The sequence below is a fragment of the Cyclobacterium jeungdonense genome, assembly GCF_010994275.1.
Taxonomy (GTDB): Bacteria; Bacteroidota; Bacteroidia; order Cytophagales; family Cyclobacteriaceae; genus Cyclobacterium; species Cyclobacterium jeungdonense.
In genome coordinates this window covers 333,198-350,405 of record NZ_WMCD01000002.1, presented here as the reverse complement: position 1 = coordinate 350,405, position 17,208 = coordinate 333,198, and the positions used below count along the sequence as shown (strand labels likewise).

The window sequence follows — 17,208 nt, the reverse complement described above, 5'->3', positions numbered from 1 at the left end:
ATGAAGCTACTGGACAAACTCATCGTCAGAGATTTTCTCAAAACCTATCTTTTCGTGGTTTTGATGTTGATCCTGATTGTGCTGGTGCTGGACTTCACTGAAAAAAACGATACCTACATCCGGAATAATGTGCCCACCAAAGAGGTGCTTCAGTACATGATGAACTACGGATTGTACCTTAATAATCTGCTTACCCCGATAACCGTTTTCATTTCAGTGATTTTTATCACTTCCAAAATGGCGGGCAGAACGGAGATCATCGCGATTTTGAGTAGCGGAGTAAGTTTTCTTCGCATGTTGGTGCCATTTTTATTTTCGGCTTTATTGATTGCGGTAGTAAGCTTTTTTCTTAATGGATGGGTATTGCCTGTAGCGACGGCAGGGGTCTCGGAGTTTAAGGAGGAATACCTGGATAAGCAATACCAATCCAGTCAGCAAAATATTCATATAAAAGTGGCTTCGGATCCGGAGGTATATGCCTACATTTCAAGGTACTATACTTCGGTTAATACAGGACATGATTTCACCTTGGAGCGCATTGATTCCGGAAGATTGATATCCAAGTTTTCAGCGGACCGAATCGTATGGGATACTGCCAAAAATACCTGGAGCGCAAAAAATTGGAAATTGCGCGAATTGGAGGAAATGAAAGAAAATTGGTCTACTGGAGATGCCATAGATACTACGTTGTCCATTACACCGGATGATTTCGATCTTCCGCTAAATCACCACGAGACCCTTACCCTTCCCCAATTGACGAATCAGATTGAAATTCTGGAAGCAAGGGGTGCTGACAATATCAGTTTTTACCGGATTGAGAAATACGTTCGCTTTATGTCTCCCTTTGCTGCCATCCTGCTTACTTTTATCGGAGTGATCGTTTCGGCAAAAAAAACCAGGGGAGGGTCGGGGTTTAAGATTGCCCTTGGGTTTCTATTGGCCTTTGTATACATCATTCTTTTTTTACTTTCCCGAACTTTTGCAGAGGCGGGGACCGCCTATCCCGTATTGGCAGTCTGGATACCCAATATCGTATTTGGACTCACCGGACTGGTTTTATATAAAACCGTTCCCCGGTAATATGAATCAAGGTCTGATAAAAGATTACCTCTGGCTTCATTTGGTGGTACTTATATGGGGATTTACCGCTGTTTTGGGATTGCTTATAAGTATTTCACCGGTGGAGATCGTGCTATACCGCACTTTTCTTGCCAGCGCAGGTCTGGCAATTCTCATCCGGTTGAAAGGAAGGGTGCTGCGCGTTCGGATGAAAGATGCAGTACAATTCTTAGGAACCGGGGCATTGATAGGCCTTCACTGGACGCTGTTTTTCTGGTCTGCCCAGCTTTCGACAGCTTCGGTTTGCCTGGCGGGGATGGCTACCTGCTCGCTTTGGACAGCTTTAATTGAACCGTTGGCTAACAGACAGGCTATTAAATGGTATGAGGTGGTTTTAGGGCTGGTAGTAATTATCGGATTGATTGTCATTTTTAAATTTGAGTCCGGCTATTGGTTGGGGCTAGGAATGGCTGTGTTTTCTGCGATGATAGGCGCCGTGTTTACCGTGATTAATGGAAAACTGACTCGTAGCCACAGTCCATTTATTATTTCCTTCTACGAAATGGGAGGAGCCTTTTTATTGTCTTTGGGTTTTTTACCGCTTTATTATTACTTTTTTTCTGACACGGCATTTACTGGATTTCCCAGCAAATCGGATTGGTTTTGGTTACTTGTACTCTCTCAGCTATGTACCGTTTTTGCCTTTACCGTGTCAGTGGAATTGATGAAAAGACTGACGGCATTTACTATCAATCTGACCATAAATATGGAGCCGGTGTACGGGATTTTACTAGCGGTATTGGTTTTTGGGAATGAAGAAAAAATGACTCCTGAATTTTACTGGGGTACTGGAATTATTTTGGCCTCGGTGTGCATGTACCCAGTCATCCAGTTTGTTCTCCGGCAAAAAAGAGTGCGCCAATTACGGCGAATTCAGTAGATCAGGATAACGGACGAGAAAAGCAAAAATATTTTTTGGGAAAAGCCAGATTTTTTGGTTCATTTTCAAACAGACCAAATACAGCTGAACCGGAGCCAGACATCGCAGCATACCAGGCGCCTGCCTGGTTAAGCGTATGCTTGATAGCTGCGATTTCGGTATGGTTGGAGAAAATACTTTTTTCAAAATCATTATGCAGATCTGATTGCCAGGATAAGGGAGTGGCAAGTACGTCAGCGAGTTTTTTTTCTGCAGGTCCTGGTTTTACGCCAGCATAAGCTTCCCGGGTACTTACGTGAATGCCCGGATGTATTAGTATCAGCCAGTTCCCTGCAAGGTCGAGTTGTACTTTTTCAAGCAGTTCACCCCTTCCACTCGCCAATTGAGGTTCGTTACGGATAAAAAAGGGACAGTCGCTGCCCAATTTTCCCGCATAATCCATCAATTTTTGATCATTCAGATCCAAATTAAAGATTTCATTGAGCATTTTTAATGCAAATGCGGCATTTGAAGACCCGCCTCCGAGGCCAGCGCCGATGGGGATGCATTTGTGCAAATGAGCAGCAATGGGTGAGATATCAGGAAAATCGGCAGCAATCAAATGGTAGGCTTTCAGAATCAGGTTATCGGTGTTATTTCCTGGGATGGTGATTCCGCTACTGCTAAACGAAGTGGAAGTGGATGGAATTATTTCCAGGGCATCGGTAAGGGGAATCGGGAACAGGCAGCTTTGGATTTCATGAAATCCGTCACTCCTTTTATTAAGGATATGCAGGCCTAGATTGATTTTGGCATTTGGAAAAGAAATCATGATGAAATGGAATTTAAATCCAAAAGTAAAAGAAAGAGTTGGAATAGTGTCAAACTGCTGGTAAATACGAAAATTTGGAAATGAACCATTGGGCCATCAACGTCGGGTCTACCAGGTAAATGCGGTGGTTTTGAGTAAAAAAAACAGCAATTAATTGCATCAGAATAATATTTTGAAAATTTTTACATTAATAAAATTTAAAAAATTAAATTTCCTAATTTATATAATTATAAACTATAATTTCTATTTTAATTTCAATTACATAATTTTCTTTATTTAAAGAAATTAAAAAAAGAAATAAAATATTGTAAGTGTGGAATATGGGTTTTAATATTGCATTATAAATAGATGTTTTAAAGTTATCAAAACCTTCAACAGGTAAAGAAATATGTTTGTTTTGGTCAGCCTCGTCGTCTTAATTGTCATTATCATTTAGTAAGTGATGAAGCGCTGATCTATTACCGATAGAAAGAATCAATAAAGTGCTTCATTTGAGTGAAGCACTTTTTTTTATAAGCCAGTCCTTAAAAAAACCAATACAAAATAATGAGTAATTCGAAGAAACACAGTTGGGAGGTAAGTGATAATCAGGAGAATCCTGCTTCCATGGCCATGTTGTACGCCACCGGTCTTTCAGATGAGAAAATGAAACAACCATTTGTGGGCGTGGCAAGTTGTGGTTATGAAAGTAATCCTTGTAACATGCATCTCAATGATTTTGCAAGGGCGATTAAGGCCTCAACCGTGGAATCGAAACTCACTGGCATGGTTTTCAATACCATTGGTATTAGTGATGGCATTTCCATGGGAACTGCCGGCATGCGGTATAGTTTGCCATCCCGAGAGATCATTGCAGATTCCATCGAGTCATTTATTTTAGGGCATTCTTTTGATGGGATCGTTGCGGTAGCAGGCTGTGACAAAAACATGCCGGGAGCTATCATGGGCATGCTGCGGGTCAATCGCCCCAGCATCATGGTCTACGGAGGAACGATCCGTTCGGGGAAATACAAAGGAGAAAAGCTTAACATCGTATCTGCTTTTGAAGCCTATGGAAAGCGACTCAAAAATGAGATAAACGATGAGGATTATATGGGTGTGATTAAAAACGCCTGTCCGGGTGCGGGTGCTTGCGGTGGCATGTACACTGCAAATACCATGTCATCAGCCATTGAGGCCATGGGATTGTCTCTTCCTTACAGTGCTTCCAATCCCGCCAATTCAAAGGAAAAAGCGGCAGAATGTGAAGCAGCGGGAGAGTATATCTCCAACCTGCTGGCTATGGACCTGAAGCCCAAGGATATCCTGACCCGAAAGAGTCTGGAGAATGCTGTCCGAGTAGTGGTTGCACTTGCAGGGAGTACCAATGCGGTATTGCACTTATTGGCGATTGCAAAAACAGCAAATATTGACTTCGGTCTGGAAGACTTCAAAAAGATTAATGCCACGACGCCGGTTTTGGGAGATTTCAAACCCAGCGGAAAATACTTGATGGAAGACTTGCACGAGCAGGGGGGCTTGCCAGCTTTCATGAAGTATTTGTTAGACAACGGACTGCTCCATGGAGATTGCATGACCGTTACCGGGAAGACCTTGGCTGAAAATCTGGCCAACATTGCCCCAGTGAAGGCCGAAAAAGGGAATGTCATCCATCCTCTGGAAGACCCCATCAAACCGACAGGTCACCTGTGTATTTTGAATGGGAATTTGGCACCGGAAGGGGCGGTTGCGAAAATTTCAGGAAAAGAGGGAGTCTCCTTTACCGGTCCGGCGAAGGTATATAACTCGGAGCAGGAGGCCAATGATGCCATGAAAAACCAGGAAGTTCAAAAAGGGGATGTGGTGGTGATCCGGTATGTGGGGCCTAAAGGTGGACCCGGTATGCCGGAAATGCTAAAGCCCACCTCCATTATCATAGGATCGGGATTGGGGTCCGATGTGGCCTTGATCACAGATGGTCGCTTCTCTGGGGGTACCCATGGCTTTGTGGTAGGTCACGTAACGCCTGAAGCTTATACTGGAGGACCCATTGGTCTGTTGAAAAACGGGGATGTGGTCACTATCAACGCGGAGACCCTGGAAATCAGCTGCAATGTGTCTGAGGAGACCTTTGCAGAGCGAAAGAAATCCTGGGTAAACAAAGATTTAAGCCATTTAAATGGAACGCTAAAAAAATATTCTCAGTTAGTTTCTACGGCATCCGAAGGATGCGTGACTGATAAAAGTTAACGATTATGAATGATTCGCAAATAAGAGGGGCCGAAATTGTCATCAAGTCATTGGTGGCAGAAAATGCCAGGTATATTTTTGGCTACCCGGGAGGTGCTATCATGCCCGTTTACGATGCCCTCTACGATTATATGGATCAAATCCAGCATATTCTGACCCGGCACGAGCAGGGAGCCATCCATGCAGCCCAAGGTTATGCGCGCGTATCTGGCCAGGTAGGTGTTTGTATGGCTACTTCCGGACCTGGGGCCACCAATTTGATTACAGGTATTGCTGACGCGCTGATAGACAGTACCCCGTTGGTTTGTATCACCGGACAGGTGGTCTCTCCGCTTTTGGGTACGGATGCCTTTCAGGAAACCGATGTGGTGGGGATATCCATGCCCGGCACCAAGTGGAACATTCAGGTCAGAAAAGTGGAAGATATAGCACCGGCTATTGCCAAGGGCTTTCATATCGCCAGATCGGGACGGCCGGGACCTGTTTTGATAGATATTACCAAAGATGCGCAAATAGCACTTGGAGAATTTAATTACGTTCCCTGTTTGAACATTCGGTCTTACCGGCCTTATCCGAAAGTAGAGGATCATATCATCGAAAAAGCAGCCGCCCTGATTAGCCAGGCCGAAAGGCCTTACGTACTCTTTGGACAGGGTGTAATTTTAGGAAATGCAGAAAAAGCATTGCATGCCTTTTTGGACAAAACAGGCATACCGGCTGCCTGTACCTTGTTGGGAACAGGGGCACTTCCAGAGAGCCACCCTAATTTTGTAGGAAAGCTGGGAATGCATGGCAACTACGGCCCCAATTTGCTTACAAATCAGTGCGATGTACTTATTGCCATTGGTATGCGTTTTGATGATCGGGTAACCGGGGATGTCAAGCGCTATGCCAAGCAGGCTAAAGTAATTCACCTGGAACTGGATCCAGCCGAGATAGATAAAAATGTAAAATGCGAGCTAGCGGTTTTGGGAGATTGTAAAGTTAGTTTGGAAAAACTTACTGAAAAGGTGGAAAAGGGCAACCATTCTGAGTGGATCATGAAATTCAGAGAGCTCGAGGCGGAGGAAAGGCGGGTAGTAGTGGGGAACGACCTTTCGCCTACTAAGGTAGGTTTGACCATGGGGGAAGTAATCCGGCACATCAACGAATTCAAGGCGGATGATGCCATTCTGGTGACAGATGTAGGTCAGCACCAAATGGTGGCCTGGCGGTATTTTGAATACAAAACTACCCGTACTCAGGTAACTTCCGGAGGACTGGGAACCATGGGTTTTGCCCTTCCGGCTGCTTTGGGTGCTCAGTTGCATGATTACAACCGCCAGGTTGTCTGCGTAGTAGGAGATGGCGGCATCCAAATGACGATCCAGGAATTGGGCACCATCATGCAGACCAAGGCACCAGTAAAAGTGGTGTTGTTGAATAATAATTTCTTAGGAATGGTAAGGCAATGGCAGCAATTGTTCTTTGATAAGCGTTACTCCTTTACCGAGTTAGATAACCCGGATTTTATTAAAATTGCAGAAGCGTATAACTTCAAAGTCCAGAAGGTGGATGAGCGGACGGATCTGAGGCAAGCTGTTGCCGAAATGTTTGTCCACGAAGGGCCTTATTTTCTGGAAGTAGTCGTAGAAAAAGAAGACAACGTGTTTCCAATGATTGCCACGGGAAGTTCAGTAGAAGAAGTAAGACTTAGTTGATTCAAATGAATAAGAGATACACAATTTCTGTTTTTACAGAAAATTTCATTGGTATACTCAGCCGGATTACGCTGATATTTACCCGAAGAGGCATCAATATTGATGGGTTTACGGCATCGGAAAGCCGGGAGGAAGGTATCTACCGGATTAGCATCGTCGTGACCACGAGCGAGGAGCAGATCATACAGTTATCCAAGCAGATAGAGAAAATCATTGATGTGATCAAGGCCTTTTATTACCTGGACGATGAAATGGTTTTTCAGGAGATTGCCCTGTATAAAATCCCCATTGACTCCATTGATTCCGGATTGGAAAAAGTGATCCGTCAACACAATGCCCGGATTATCTCTGCGGAGAAAGATTTTGTGGTTATTGAAATGACAGGCCATAAAGAAGAGACCCAGGAGCTGTTGGAAGTTTTGAAAGATTTTAATGTCTTGGAATTTGTACGCTCGGGCAGAGTGGCTGTGGCCAAACCTATGGAAACGATCGATAAATATTTGTAACCTATTTACATTAAATTTTAATATATAATTATGAAACTGAAGTTCGGTACAGTTGAAGAAAATGTAGTAACAAGGGAAGAATTTCCACTTGAAAAAGCCAAAGAAGTACTAAAAGATGAAGTAATTGCCGTGCTTGGGTACGGAGTACAGGGGCCGGGACAGGCTCTTAATCTCAAAGATAATGGGTTCAACGTCATCGTAGGACAGCGTAAGGGTTCAAAAACCTGGGATAAAGCAGTTGCAGATGGCTGGGTTCCCGGAGAAACCCTTTTTGAGTTGGAAGAAGCCTGCGAGCGAGGTACCATACTTCAGTTTTTGCTTTCGGATGCTGGTCAGATTGCTTTATGGCCAACGGTCAATAAACACCTCAAACCTGGAAAAGCCTTGTATTTCTCTCATGGTTTTGGGATCACTTACAAGGATCAGACGGGAATCATCCCTTCAAAGGATGTAGATGTAATTTTGGTAGCTCCGAAGGGATCAGGAACTTCCTTGAGGAGAATGTTTGTTGAAGGGAGAGGTTTAAATTCATCGTTTGCCATCTATCAGGATGCTACAGGAAAAGCCAGAGACAGGGCTGTGGCCCTTGGAATCGGGGTAGGATCCGGGTATTTGTTCGAAACGGATTTTTATAAAGAAGTAACTTCCGACCTTACGGGTGAAAGAGGAACCTTGATGGGGGCCATTCAGGGAATCTTTGCTGCCCAATACGAGGTGTTGAGGGCCAATGGCCATTCCCCTTCGGAAGCATTTAACGAAACTGTTGAAGAGTTGACCCAAAGCTTGATGCCTTTGGTAGCTGAAAACGGAATGGATTGGATGTATGCTAATTGCTCAACTACAGCCCAGCGTGGAGCCCTTGATTGGTGGAAACCTTTTCGAGACGCAACCAAGCCTGTTTTTGAAGAATTATACAACAGTGTAAAAACCGGAAAGGAAGCTGCTAAGTCTATTGAATCGAACAGTAAGGCTGACTACCGGGTAAAACTGGAGGAAGAGTTGAAAGAACTGAGAGAATCAGAGATGTGGCAGGCAGGGTCTACTGTCCGTAAATTAAGACCAGAAAATAATTAATCAATTTTATGTCAGATAAGCTTTGGATATTTGATACCACCCTTAGGGATGGTGAACAGGTACCGGGATGTCAACTCGATACCCGGGAAAAGATTGTAGTAGCCAAGGCTTTGGAGGCATTGGGAGTTGACATCCTCGAGGCCGGGTTTCCAGTATCCAGCCCCGGGGATTTCAATTCTGTTGTAGCGATTTCCAAGGCGGTAGAAAGACCTACCATCTGTGCCTTATCCAGGGCAGTGGAGAAAGATATTGAAGTGGCTGCAGAGGCCTTGCGTTTTGCCAAGAGAAGTAGGATTCACACCGGTATTGGCGTGTCGGGCTACCATATTCAGCACAAGCTGAGAAGTACGCCGGAAGCTGTTTTGGAAAAAGCCGTTAGGGCCGTAAAATTTGCCCGGAATCTGGTGGAGGAAGTGGAGTTTTATGCAGAGGATGCCGGAAGGGCATCACCGGAATTTCTGGTACAGGTTTTGGAAGCAGTAATTAAGGCCGGTGCCCGGGTGGTAAACATCCCTGACACGACTGGCTATTGCCTTCCGGAGCAGTATGGAAAAATCATCCGGCATCTCAAAGAAAATGTTTCCAATATCGATCAGGCAATCATTGCTACCCATTGTCACAACGACCTTGGCTTGGCTACAGCCAATAGCCTGGCCGGTGTCATGAATGGGGCCAGGCAAGTTGAAGTTACCATGAACGGTATCGGAGAGCGGGCAGGGAACACCTCCTTGGAAGAGGTGGTAATGGCCATCAAAAGCCATCAGGAAATCCCTGTTTACACCGATATTAATACTAAAAAGATTTACGAGACCAGTAGGATTATTTCCAAGTTGATGAATATGCCCATTCAGCCAAATAAAGCGATTGTGGGTAGGAATGCTTTTGCTCACTCCAGCGGCATCCATCAAGACGGTGTGCTTAAAAACAGGGAGAACTATGAAATCATTGATCCCAAAGATGTAGGTGTAGAGGAGTCCTCCATTGTGCTTACAGCCAGAAGTGGCAGGGCCGCACTAAAACACCATTTAAAGTTACTTGGGTTTGAGTTTGAAAAAGAAAAGCTGGACGAAATCTACGAAGACTTTCTGGTATTAGCGGATTCTAAACGAGACATCGGAAGGAAAGACCTGCTCTCTCTTTTGGGTGAACACCTGGAACATTCACCTTTTATTTCCCTCGAAGAAATTTCCTACCAGGGAAAAGAAGGAGAAGAAGCGCATGCAGAGGTTTCCTTGAATATTGGTGACGAAGTAAAGAAGGGGTCCTCCAGCGGAAATGGCCCGGTGGATGCGGTGATTAAGTCCATCAAGCAGCTGATACCCCATGAAGTGATTCTGGATGAGTTTCTGATTCAGGCCATGACCAAAGGCAGTGATGATACATGTAAGGTGCACATGCGTCTGATGCATGAAGGGAAACCGTATCATGGATTTGGTTCCGAAACAGACATTGTTCTGGCCTCAGCGAAAGCCTTTTTAGATGCGTTAAATAAATTACCTGTCAAGGCAACTTGACAAAAACATAACATAATGGAGAAGAAAACATTATTTGATAAGATTTGGGACGCTCACGTGATCAAATCTATCCCAAATGGTCCGGACGTTTTTTTCATTGATAAGCATTTTATCCATGAAGTGACCAGCCCGGTAGCATTTCTTAACCTCGAGAAACGAGGTAATAAAGTCATGTTTCCGGAAAGAACGGTAGCCACTCCCGATCACAATGTGCCTACCATCGATCAGGACAAGACCATCAAAGACCAACTTTCCAGGATGCAGGTAGAAAAGCTCCGCGAAAATTGCGCCAAACATGGTATTGAACTTCATGATTTGGGAACAGATCATCATGGTATTGTGCATGTAATCGGGCCGGAATTAGGAATTACCCAACCCGGAATGACCATCGTATGTGGGGATAGCCACACCTCTACCCATGGAGCCTTTGGGACCATTGCATTTGGGATTGGTACCTCTGAAGTTGAGATGGTTTTTGCCACGCAGTGCATCATGCAGGCAAAAGCCAAGAAGATGCGCATTACGGTAGATGGTGAGCTAGGTCCGGGTGTTTCTTCCAAAGACATTATCCTATATATCATTTCTCAGATTTCTGCCAGCGGAGGTACCGGGTATTTCATTGAATACGCGGGTAGCGCTATTCGTGCCTTAAGTATGGAGGCCAGGATGACCATTTGTAACATGAGCATCGAAATGGGTGCCCGGGGAGGATTGATTGCTCCGGACGAAACCACCTTTGAGTATCTTAATGGAAAGGATTTTGCGCCCAAAGGAGCAGCCTGGGATGAGGCCGTGGCTTATTGGAAAACCCTGAAAACCGATGAAGGGGCAGTGTTTGATCTGGAATATCATTATAACGCAGAGGATATTGAGCCCATGATTACCTACGGGACCAATCCTGGTATGGGTGTAAAGGTGAAGGATCATATTCCTACCACGGAGGGAATGAAGGAAAGTGTAAAGAAATCTTACATCAAATCGCTGGATTACATGGGATTCAAGCCCGGTGAGCCAATGAAGGGTAAGAAGATAGATTATGTGTTTGTTGGAAGCTGTACCAATGGCCGGATAGAAGATCTTCGGGCCGTAGCCAATTTTGTAAAAGGCAAAAAGAAGGCGGACAACATAACCGCATGGATAGTTCCGGGATCCAGGGAAGTAGAAAAGAAAGCCATCGCCGAGGGATTGGTTCAAATTCTGGAAGAAGCGGGCTTTAAATTAAGGCAGCCGGGTTGCTCTGCCTGTTTAGCCATGAACGATGATAAGATTCCTTCGGGTAAGTATGCCGTGTCTACCTCTAACCGTAATTTTGAAGGCAGGCAGGGACCAGGCAGCCGAACGCTTTTGGCTTCGCCCCTAACAGTAGCGGCGGTAGCAATAACGGGCGAAATAACGGACCCCAGGGATTTGATTGAGGAATTAGCTTTAGAAAAATAAGACCATGGCATACGATAAATTTGATATATTGACCAGCAGGGTGGTACCCCTTTCGTCCGAAAATGTGGATACGGATCAGATCATACCGGCCCGATTTTTGAAAGCAACTGAAAGAAAAGGTTTTGGCGATAACTTATTCAGGGATTGGCGGTACGACAGCGAAGGTAATCCAAAGCCGGATTTTGTATTAAATGACCCTACTTATGAAGGAAAAATCCTTTTGGCAGGTAAAAATTTTGGATCCGGATCCAGCAGGGAACATGCCGTTTGGGCAATTTACGATTACGGATTTCGCTGTGTTGTATCCAGTTTTTTTGCAGATATATTTAAAAACAACTGTCTGAATATCGGAGTATTACCGGTGACAGTATCCCCGGAATTTGCGGATGAACTATTTGAAGCTGTGGAGGCGGATCCTGCTACAGAGGTGGAAGTGGATATTAACAAGCAAACGATCACACTGCTATCAACGGGTAAATCAGAGAGTTTCGATATTAACTCATACAAGAAGCAAAACATGAAAAACGGATTTGATGATATTGATTATTTATTAAATCTGAATGATGAGATCCAAGCCTTTGAGGCCAATAGGTAATGTAAGCGTGTTCAGTTGTGAAACACCGAAGGACTGATTAATGGAAAGGGAATGAGTAGAGAAACGAAAATAGAAATCATGGACACCACCCTGAGGGATGGTGAACAAACCTCAGGTGTATCTTTCCTACCTTCGGAAAAGTTACAGATCGCAAAACTTTTATTGGAGGAGTTGCGCGTAGATCGTATAGAAGTGGCATCTGCGAGGGTTTCGGAAGGGGAGCTGGAAGGCGTTAAAAAGATTACTCATTGGGCCTATGAAAAGGGATTTTTGGACAGGGTGGAGGTTCTCGGTTTCGTAGATACGCCAAAATCCGTGGACTGGATCGTAGATGCAGGGGCAAAAGTCATGAATCTGCTCACCAAAGGTTCACTCAATCACCTAACTCATCAGTTGAAAAAAACGCCGGAGACTCATTTCGAAGAAATAGAGGAAGCCATCCGGTATGCTCAGGAAAAAGGAATAGCGGTAAACGTATATCTGGAAGATTGGAGTAATGGAATGAGAAACTCCAGGGAGTATGCCATGTCCATGATCCGGTTTCTATCCAAGTTACCTGTAAAACGCATCATGCTGCCTGACACGCTGGGACTTTTATGCCCGGAAGAAGTGCAGGTGTTTTTGGAGGGAATTTGCAGGGAATTTCCCGATGTTCATTTTGATTTTCACGCCCACAACGATTACGACTTGTCGGTAGCCAATGTGCTGACCGCTGTAAAGGCCGGTGCCCGGGGATTGCATACCACTGTAAATGGCCTGGGTGAAAGGGCAGGAAATGCACCTTTGGAGTCGGTAGTGGCTGTAATTGAAGATTTTACTGATTTTGAATTAAATATCCAGGAAAATAAAATTTACCGGATAAGTAAATTGATTGAGCAATTTGCTGGTTTGCGTATTCCTGCCAATAAACCCGTGGTTGGTGAAAATGTCTTTACTCAAACGGCCGGTGTCCATGCAGATGGGGATAATAAAAAGAATCTTTATTTCAGTGATTTGCTGCCGGAGCGTTTTGGAAGAACGAGAAAATATGCCCTGGGAAAGACCTCCGGTAAGGCCAATATATTGAAAAACCTGGTGGAACTTGGGATATCCCTTGAGCCTGACGAATTGGCCAAAGTGACTCAAAAAATCATCGAGCTTGGTGATAAAAAGGAAAGGGTGACGACAGAAGATTTGCCCTATATTATCTCCGATGTATTGCAAAACAATTCCATCCACAAAGATATCGTGATCGATGGGTACCACATGGTCCATTCCAAAGGATTGAAACCGTCGGTCCAATTGCGTGTAAAAATTTTCCACGAATTTTATGAACAGAATGCTTCCGGCGACGGTCAATACGACTCGTTTATGAAAGCGCTGAAGAAAATATACAAATCTCTGGATAAAGAACTCCCAAAACTAACTGATTTTCAAATCAGCATTCCACCGGGCGGGAAAACAGATGCCTTTGTGGAATGCGTAGTCACCTGGGACCTTGGCGGAAGAATTTTCAAAACCAAGGGGTTGGACAGTGATCAAACGATTGCTGCCATGAAGGCCACTGAAAAAATGTTAAACATCATCGAACAAATCAAGAACAATAACAAAACAGAAAAAAAGAATCCATATGGAAATGAATATAGCCCTATTGCCTGGTGATGGTATCGGCCCTGAAGTCATTGCGCAGGCAGTAAAAGTGGTTCATGCAGTTGGGAAAAAATTTGGACATCAAATTACATTTAAGGAGGCCATTACTGGTGCTGCAGCCATAGACGCGGTGGGTCACCCCTACCCTGAAGAAACGCATCAGGTATGTTTGCAATCAGATGCCGTACTTTTTGGAGCCATAGGCGATCCTAGATTTGACAATGACCCCAGTGCAAAGGTACGCCCGGAGCAAGGCCTGCTGGAAATGAGAAAACGGCTGGGGCTCTTCTCCAATGTACGACCTACGTTTACCTTTCCTTCCCTTGTTCATAAATCGCCCCTCAAGCGAGATAGGATTGAAGGAACAGACCTGGTTTTTCTCCGCGAGCTTACAGGCGGGATTTACTTCGGAGAACCCAGGGGAAGAAACGAACAAGGAACAAAAGCTTTTGACACCTGCATGTATTCGGTGGAAGAAATCGAACGGCTAGCCCGAATGGGGTTTGAATTTGCCCAAAAGCGAAGGAAGTTATTGACTTGTGTGGATAAGGCCAACGTGCTGGCCACTTCCAGGCTATGGAGGGAAACAGTACAGCGATTGGCTCCTGAATATCCCGACGTCAAAGTAGAGTACGAATTTGTAGATGCGGTAGCCATGCGATTAATTCAGTGGCCCAAAGCATATGATGTCTTGATAACGGAAAACCTGTTTGGAGATATCCTTACCGATGAGGCTTCGGTAATCAGTGGCTCTATGGGGTTGATGCCTTCGGCTTCGATTGGTGTTAAAACCAAGCTTTTTGAACCCATTCATGGTTCCTATCCACAGGCAGCAGGTAAAAACATTGCTAATCCATTGGCAACGATATTGTCTGCTTCCATGATGTTTGAGTACGCCTTTGGCTTAATGGATGAAGCAAAAGCCATATCGGATGCGGTGAACTTATCGCTGGAAAAAGGAATGGTGACAGAAGACCTTGCAGATGGCGGCACCTCCTATAAGACTTCCGAAGTAGGGGATTGGGTAGCAGAGCAGGTAGGAATGGCCTGATAGGCTAAAGCTTAGTCCAAAAAACCCGCCTTGGAAAATTTTCCATGGCGGGTTTTTTTATAGGACTTATTTTTTACTTTTTTCCACAAAGATATCAATCAATTCCTGTGTGATTCCACTGGAGGAATAGCCGCCGTCATGGAATAGGTTTTGCATGGTCACCATTCGGGTGAAGTCAGAAAACAAGCTGACTATGTATTCTGCGCACGATTCAGCAGAGGCATTTCCCAGTGGGGAAGCCACATCAGCAAAATCAAAGAAATCGTCAAATCCTCCAATGCCTGACCCGGCAGTGGTTTTGGTTGGAGATTGGGAGATGGTATTGACCCTTACTTTCCTTAGTTTCCCATATCTTAATCCATAGTTTCTGGCAATACTTTCGAGTATGGCTTTTGCTTCGGACATATCGGAATAAAAAGGGAAGGCCCGCTGTGCCGCAATATAGCTCAAACCCACCACAGAGGCCCACTCATTTAAAATGTCCTTTTTCTCGGCTACTTGAAGCATTTTATGAAAAGAGACCGCTGAAACGTCGTACGATTTTTGAACCCATTCGTAATTCAAATCCCCGTAGGCTTTTCCTTTCCGAACATTAGGAGACATCCCAATGGAGTGCAAAAGAAAATCAAAATTTCCTCCAAGGTATTCTTTCGCTTCATCGTAAAGGTTTTCTATATCTTCTACGGAGGTGGCATCGGCAGGAATGATGATGGTATCGCAGGCCGCTGCCAGGTCCTTGATAGCACCCATTCTCATGGCTATGGGAGCATTTGTAAGTACAAATTCTGCCCCTTGTTCTTTTGCCTTTAAAGCCGTTTGCCAGGCGATGGAATTTTCATCAAGGGCACCTGTTATTATTCCTTTCTTTCCTTTTAATAGATTCTCAGGCATATTTTACTTTTGATTTTCTGACTTAAATTAAATATTATTCTATAAAATTAAATAAATTTAGCTGAAACTTTTTGTGTTTTTAATAAATACAGCGAATAATAGCTGCTAATTGGCCAACAATTCCCTGGCATTCTCATAAGCTGTGGCAGAAGGGTTGGATCCCGAAATCATTTTAGCGATTTCCAGGAGCCTTTCCTCCTCATTTAGCAGCTTGATCTTGCTTACCGTCTTTTTGGCACTGTTATCTTTAAACACAAAATAGTGTTTTTCTCCCTTAGCGGCTACCTGAGGGAGGTGACTGATGCAGATAACCTGATGATTTTCAGCTATTTTTTGCATCATTCGCACCATCTGCAAGGCCACTTCTCCAGAGATACCCGAGTCTATTTCGTCGAAAATCAACGTGGGCAAGGCCATTTTATCTGCCATAACATACTTTATGGCAAACATCAATCGTGAAAATTCCCCGCCCGAAGCCACCTGCCCAATAGGTTGGGTGGCGATGCCTTTATTGGCGGAAAATAAAATATCAATTTCGTCTATCCCGGAGGAAGTTGGCGGTATTTCGTTTCTCTGGATTTCTATTTTTGCATTTTCCATTCCAAGCTGGGACAGAAGTACTTGAATTTCCTTGCTGAAACCGCCAAAAATTGCAATTCTCTTTTTGGAAAGTTGAATCCCCGCTGCTTGTAGCTCGTTCTCTGCTTTTTCCAATTCTCCTTTTTGCCGGTTTAGTTCTTCTTCCAGGTGATCTGCCCGAAACACTTTGTCCGCCAGTCCGGAAGCCAATTCCAGAAGCTCACTGTCGGTTTGCACACCGTGTTTTTTTTGAAGTTGGTAGATTTTACTGAGCCGATCTCGGATCCACTCGGATTTTTCCATGTCCACTTCCATGCTTTCCTCTTCGGCTGACAAGCTTTCCATGATGTCCTTCAGCTCGATCAGAATGCTATTAAACCGTTGGGATAAGTCTTCGAAGGGCTTTCCAAACCGGCTCAGGTATTGAAAGTGTTGTTTTGCGGATCCAAGACGTTGAAAGGCCCCCATTTCTTCATTGTCCAGTAATCCCAGTGCTTCAATTGCCCGGGCTTTAATTTCCTCGGCGTGGTTTAGGATTTCTTCCTCTGATTCCAGTCGTGTCTGTTCCCCCTTTTCCAGGTTAAGCGTGGATAACTCCTCCAACTGAAATTGATTATAATCCGATTCCTGCTGCAAGCTTACCATCTCCTGTTCCAGCTCCCGAACTTTTCGTTTCAGTACCTGAAAATTGTTGAATTTTTCTCTAAACAGTTGCAGTTCCTTTTTGCTGTCGGCAAACGCATCTACCAGCGACAATTGGTAGGCAGAAGCCCCGAGAAGTAAATTTTCATGTTGGGAGTGAATGTCCATCAGGGTTTTTCCCAAGATCTTCAAGGTATCTAATTTTACAGGCGTGTCGTTAATAAACGCCCTGGATTTTCCGGATGGGGCGATTTCCCTTCTGATAATGCAGGCCTGCTCGTAATCGAGTTCTTCGTCCTCAAAAAAAGATTGCAGGCCATAATTCTGGATGGCTATGACTCCTTCGATGACACATTTTTTGGTTTCGTCGAAAAGTGATTTCGTATCGGCCCTGTTTCCTAAAAGTAAGCCAACAGCTCCTAGCATGATGGACTTGCCAGCACCCGTTTCCCCGGTAATCATATTCAATCCCGGGCAGGGATTCATTTCCAATTTCTCTATCAAAGCATAGTTTGTTATGCTTAGGTTGGTTAACATGGTGCTTTGGTTTC

14 protein-coding genes are annotated in these 17,208 nt (G+C 44.4%); 11 read left to right on the top strand and 3 right to left on the bottom strand.

What is annotated here, in order from left to right; translation table 11 throughout:
• Both GKS34_RS06540 and GKS34_RS06535 read left to right on the top strand, forming a co-directional pair.
• Nucleotides 1-1,080, top strand: coding sequence for an LptF/LptG family permease (locus GKS34_RS06540; protein ID WP_163384007.1), 1,080 nt, complete (start codon nt 1-3; stop codon nt 1,078-1,080).
• A gap of 1 nt (nt 1,081) precedes the next feature.
• On the top strand, nt 1,082-1,999 hold the full coding sequence (locus GKS34_RS06535) for a DMT family transporter (RefSeq protein ID WP_163384006.1): 918 nt from the start codon (nt 1,082-1,084) through the stop codon (nt 1,997-1,999).
• A 1-nt stretch (nt 2,000) separates the two neighbouring features.
• Here GKS34_RS06535 and ispE read toward each other — a convergent pair whose 3' ends face one another.
• On the bottom strand, nt 2,001-2,810 hold the full coding sequence (gene ispE / locus GKS34_RS06530; RefSeq protein ID WP_163384005.1) for a 4-(cytidine 5'-diphospho)-2-C-methyl-D-erythritol kinase: 810 nt from the start codon (nt 2,808-2,810) through the stop codon (nt 2,001-2,003).
• 546 nt (nt 2,811-3,356) lie between these two features.
• Between ispE and ilvD the strand changes: the two genes are divergently transcribed.
• From ilvD to leuB, 9 genes are read left to right on the top strand one after another with little or no spacing between them, the layout of a single operon-like run.
• The gene (ilvD, locus tag GKS34_RS06525) at nt 3,357-5,039 is read left to right on the top strand and encodes a dihydroxy-acid dehydratase (RefSeq protein WP_163384004.1); all 1,683 of its coding nucleotides are present in this window, start codon (nt 3,357-3,359) and stop codon (nt 5,037-5,039) included.
• A gap of 5 nt (nt 5,040-5,044) precedes the next feature.
• Nucleotides 5,045-6,739 carry a biosynthetic-type acetolactate synthase large subunit gene (ilvB, locus tag GKS34_RS06520; protein WP_163384003.1) on the top strand — a complete coding sequence of 565 codons (1,695 nt, stop codon included), beginning with the start codon at nt 5,045-5,047 and terminating at the stop codon, nt 6,737-6,739.
• A gap of 5 nt (nt 6,740-6,744) precedes the next feature.
• Complete coding sequence (ilvN, locus tag GKS34_RS06515) at nt 6,745-7,245, top strand: acetolactate synthase small subunit (RefSeq protein ID WP_162341432.1); 501 nt, start codon at nt 6,745-6,747, stop codon at nt 7,243-7,245.
• A gap of 30 nt (nt 7,246-7,275) precedes the next feature.
• Nucleotides 7,276-8,319 carry a ketol-acid reductoisomerase gene (ilvC, locus tag GKS34_RS06510; RefSeq protein WP_163384002.1) on the top strand — a complete coding sequence of 348 codons (1,044 nt, stop codon included), beginning with the start codon at nt 7,276-7,278 and terminating at the stop codon, nt 8,317-8,319.
• Between the two features lie 8 nt (nt 8,320-8,327).
• Nucleotides 8,328-9,833, top strand: coding sequence for a 2-isopropylmalate synthase (locus GKS34_RS06505; protein ID WP_163384001.1), 1,506 nt, complete (start codon nt 8,328-8,330; stop codon nt 9,831-9,833).
• A gap of 15 nt (nt 9,834-9,848) precedes the next feature.
• Entirely contained in the window at nt 9,849-11,270 is a 1,422-nt protein-coding gene (leuC, locus tag GKS34_RS06500) for a 3-isopropylmalate dehydratase large subunit (protein WP_163384000.1), read from the top strand.
• A gap of 4 nt (nt 11,271-11,274) precedes the next feature.
• Nucleotides 11,275-11,865, top strand: coding sequence for a 3-isopropylmalate dehydratase small subunit (leuD, locus tag GKS34_RS06495; protein WP_163383999.1), 591 nt, complete (start codon nt 11,275-11,277; stop codon nt 11,863-11,865).
• Nucleotides 11,866-11,916: 51 nt separating this feature from the next.
• The gene (locus GKS34_RS06490) at nt 11,917-13,506 is read left to right on the top strand and encodes a hydroxymethylglutaryl-CoA lyase-like TIM-barrel protein (protein WP_163383998.1); all 1,590 of its coding nucleotides are present in this window, start codon (nt 11,917-11,919) and stop codon (nt 13,504-13,506) included.
• A complete protein-coding gene (gene leuB / locus GKS34_RS06485; RefSeq protein ID WP_163383997.1) occupies nt 13,475-14,545 on the top strand; it encodes a 3-isopropylmalate dehydrogenase in 1,071 nt (356 codons plus the stop codon). Before GKS34_RS06490 ends, leuB begins: the two co-directional genes overlap by 32 nt.
• A gap of 66 nt (nt 14,546-14,611) precedes the next feature.
• Here leuB and GKS34_RS06480 read toward each other — a convergent pair whose 3' ends face one another.
• Nucleotides 14,612-15,436 (bottom strand): enoyl-ACP reductase FabI, encoded by an 825-nt coding sequence (locus GKS34_RS06480; RefSeq protein ID WP_163383996.1) that lies wholly within the window; start codon nt 15,434-15,436, stop codon nt 14,612-14,614.
• A gap of 105 nt (nt 15,437-15,541) precedes the next feature.
• Nucleotides 15,542-17,194 carry a DNA repair protein RecN gene (gene recN / locus GKS34_RS06475; RefSeq protein ID WP_163383995.1) on the bottom strand — a complete coding sequence of 551 codons (1,653 nt, stop codon included), beginning with the start codon at nt 17,192-17,194 and terminating at the stop codon, nt 15,542-15,544.
• Nucleotides 17,195-17,208: the final 14 nt, after the last annotated feature.

Bases quoted from the DNA above. Each gene is read 5' to 3' on its own strand.
- GKS34_RS06540 (WP_163384007.1), top strand. From the start codon at position 1: ATGAAGCTACTGGACAAACTCATCGTCAGAGATTTTCTCAAAACCTAT.
- GKS34_RS06535 (WP_163384006.1), top strand. From the start codon at position 1,082: ATGAATCAAGGTCTGATAAAAGATTACCTCTGGCTTCATTTGGTGGTA.
- ispE (WP_163384005.1), bottom strand. From the start codon at position 2,810: ATGATTTCTTTTCCAAATGCCAAAATCAATCTAGGCCTGCATATCCTT.
- ilvD (WP_163384004.1), top strand. From the start codon at position 3,357: ATGAGTAATTCGAAGAAACACAGTTGGGAGGTAAGTGATAATCAGGAG.
- ilvB (WP_163384003.1), top strand. From the start codon at position 5,045: ATGAATGATTCGCAAATAAGAGGGGCCGAAATTGTCATCAAGTCATTG.
- ilvN (WP_162341432.1), top strand. From the start codon at position 6,745: ATGAATAAGAGATACACAATTTCTGTTTTTACAGAAAATTTCATTGGT.
- ilvC (WP_163384002.1), top strand. From the start codon at position 7,276: ATGAAACTGAAGTTCGGTACAGTTGAAGAAAATGTAGTAACAAGGGAA.
- GKS34_RS06505 (WP_163384001.1), top strand. From the start codon at position 8,328: ATGTCAGATAAGCTTTGGATATTTGATACCACCCTTAGGGATGGTGAA.
- leuC (WP_163384000.1), top strand. From the start codon at position 9,849: ATGGAGAAGAAAACATTATTTGATAAGATTTGGGACGCTCACGTGATC.
- leuD (WP_163383999.1), top strand. From the start codon at position 11,275: ATGGCATACGATAAATTTGATATATTGACCAGCAGGGTGGTACCCCTT.
- GKS34_RS06490 (WP_163383998.1), top strand. From the start codon at position 11,917: ATGAGTAGAGAAACGAAAATAGAAATCATGGACACCACCCTGAGGGAT.
- leuB (WP_163383997.1), top strand. From the start codon at position 13,475: ATGGAAATGAATATAGCCCTATTGCCTGGTGATGGTATCGGCCCTGAA.
- GKS34_RS06480 (WP_163383996.1), bottom strand. From the start codon at position 15,436: ATGCCTGAGAATCTATTAAAAGGAAAGAAAGGAATAATAACAGGTGCC.
- recN (WP_163383995.1), bottom strand. From the start codon at position 17,194: ATGTTAACCAACCTAAGCATAACAAACTATGCTTTGATAGAGAAATTG.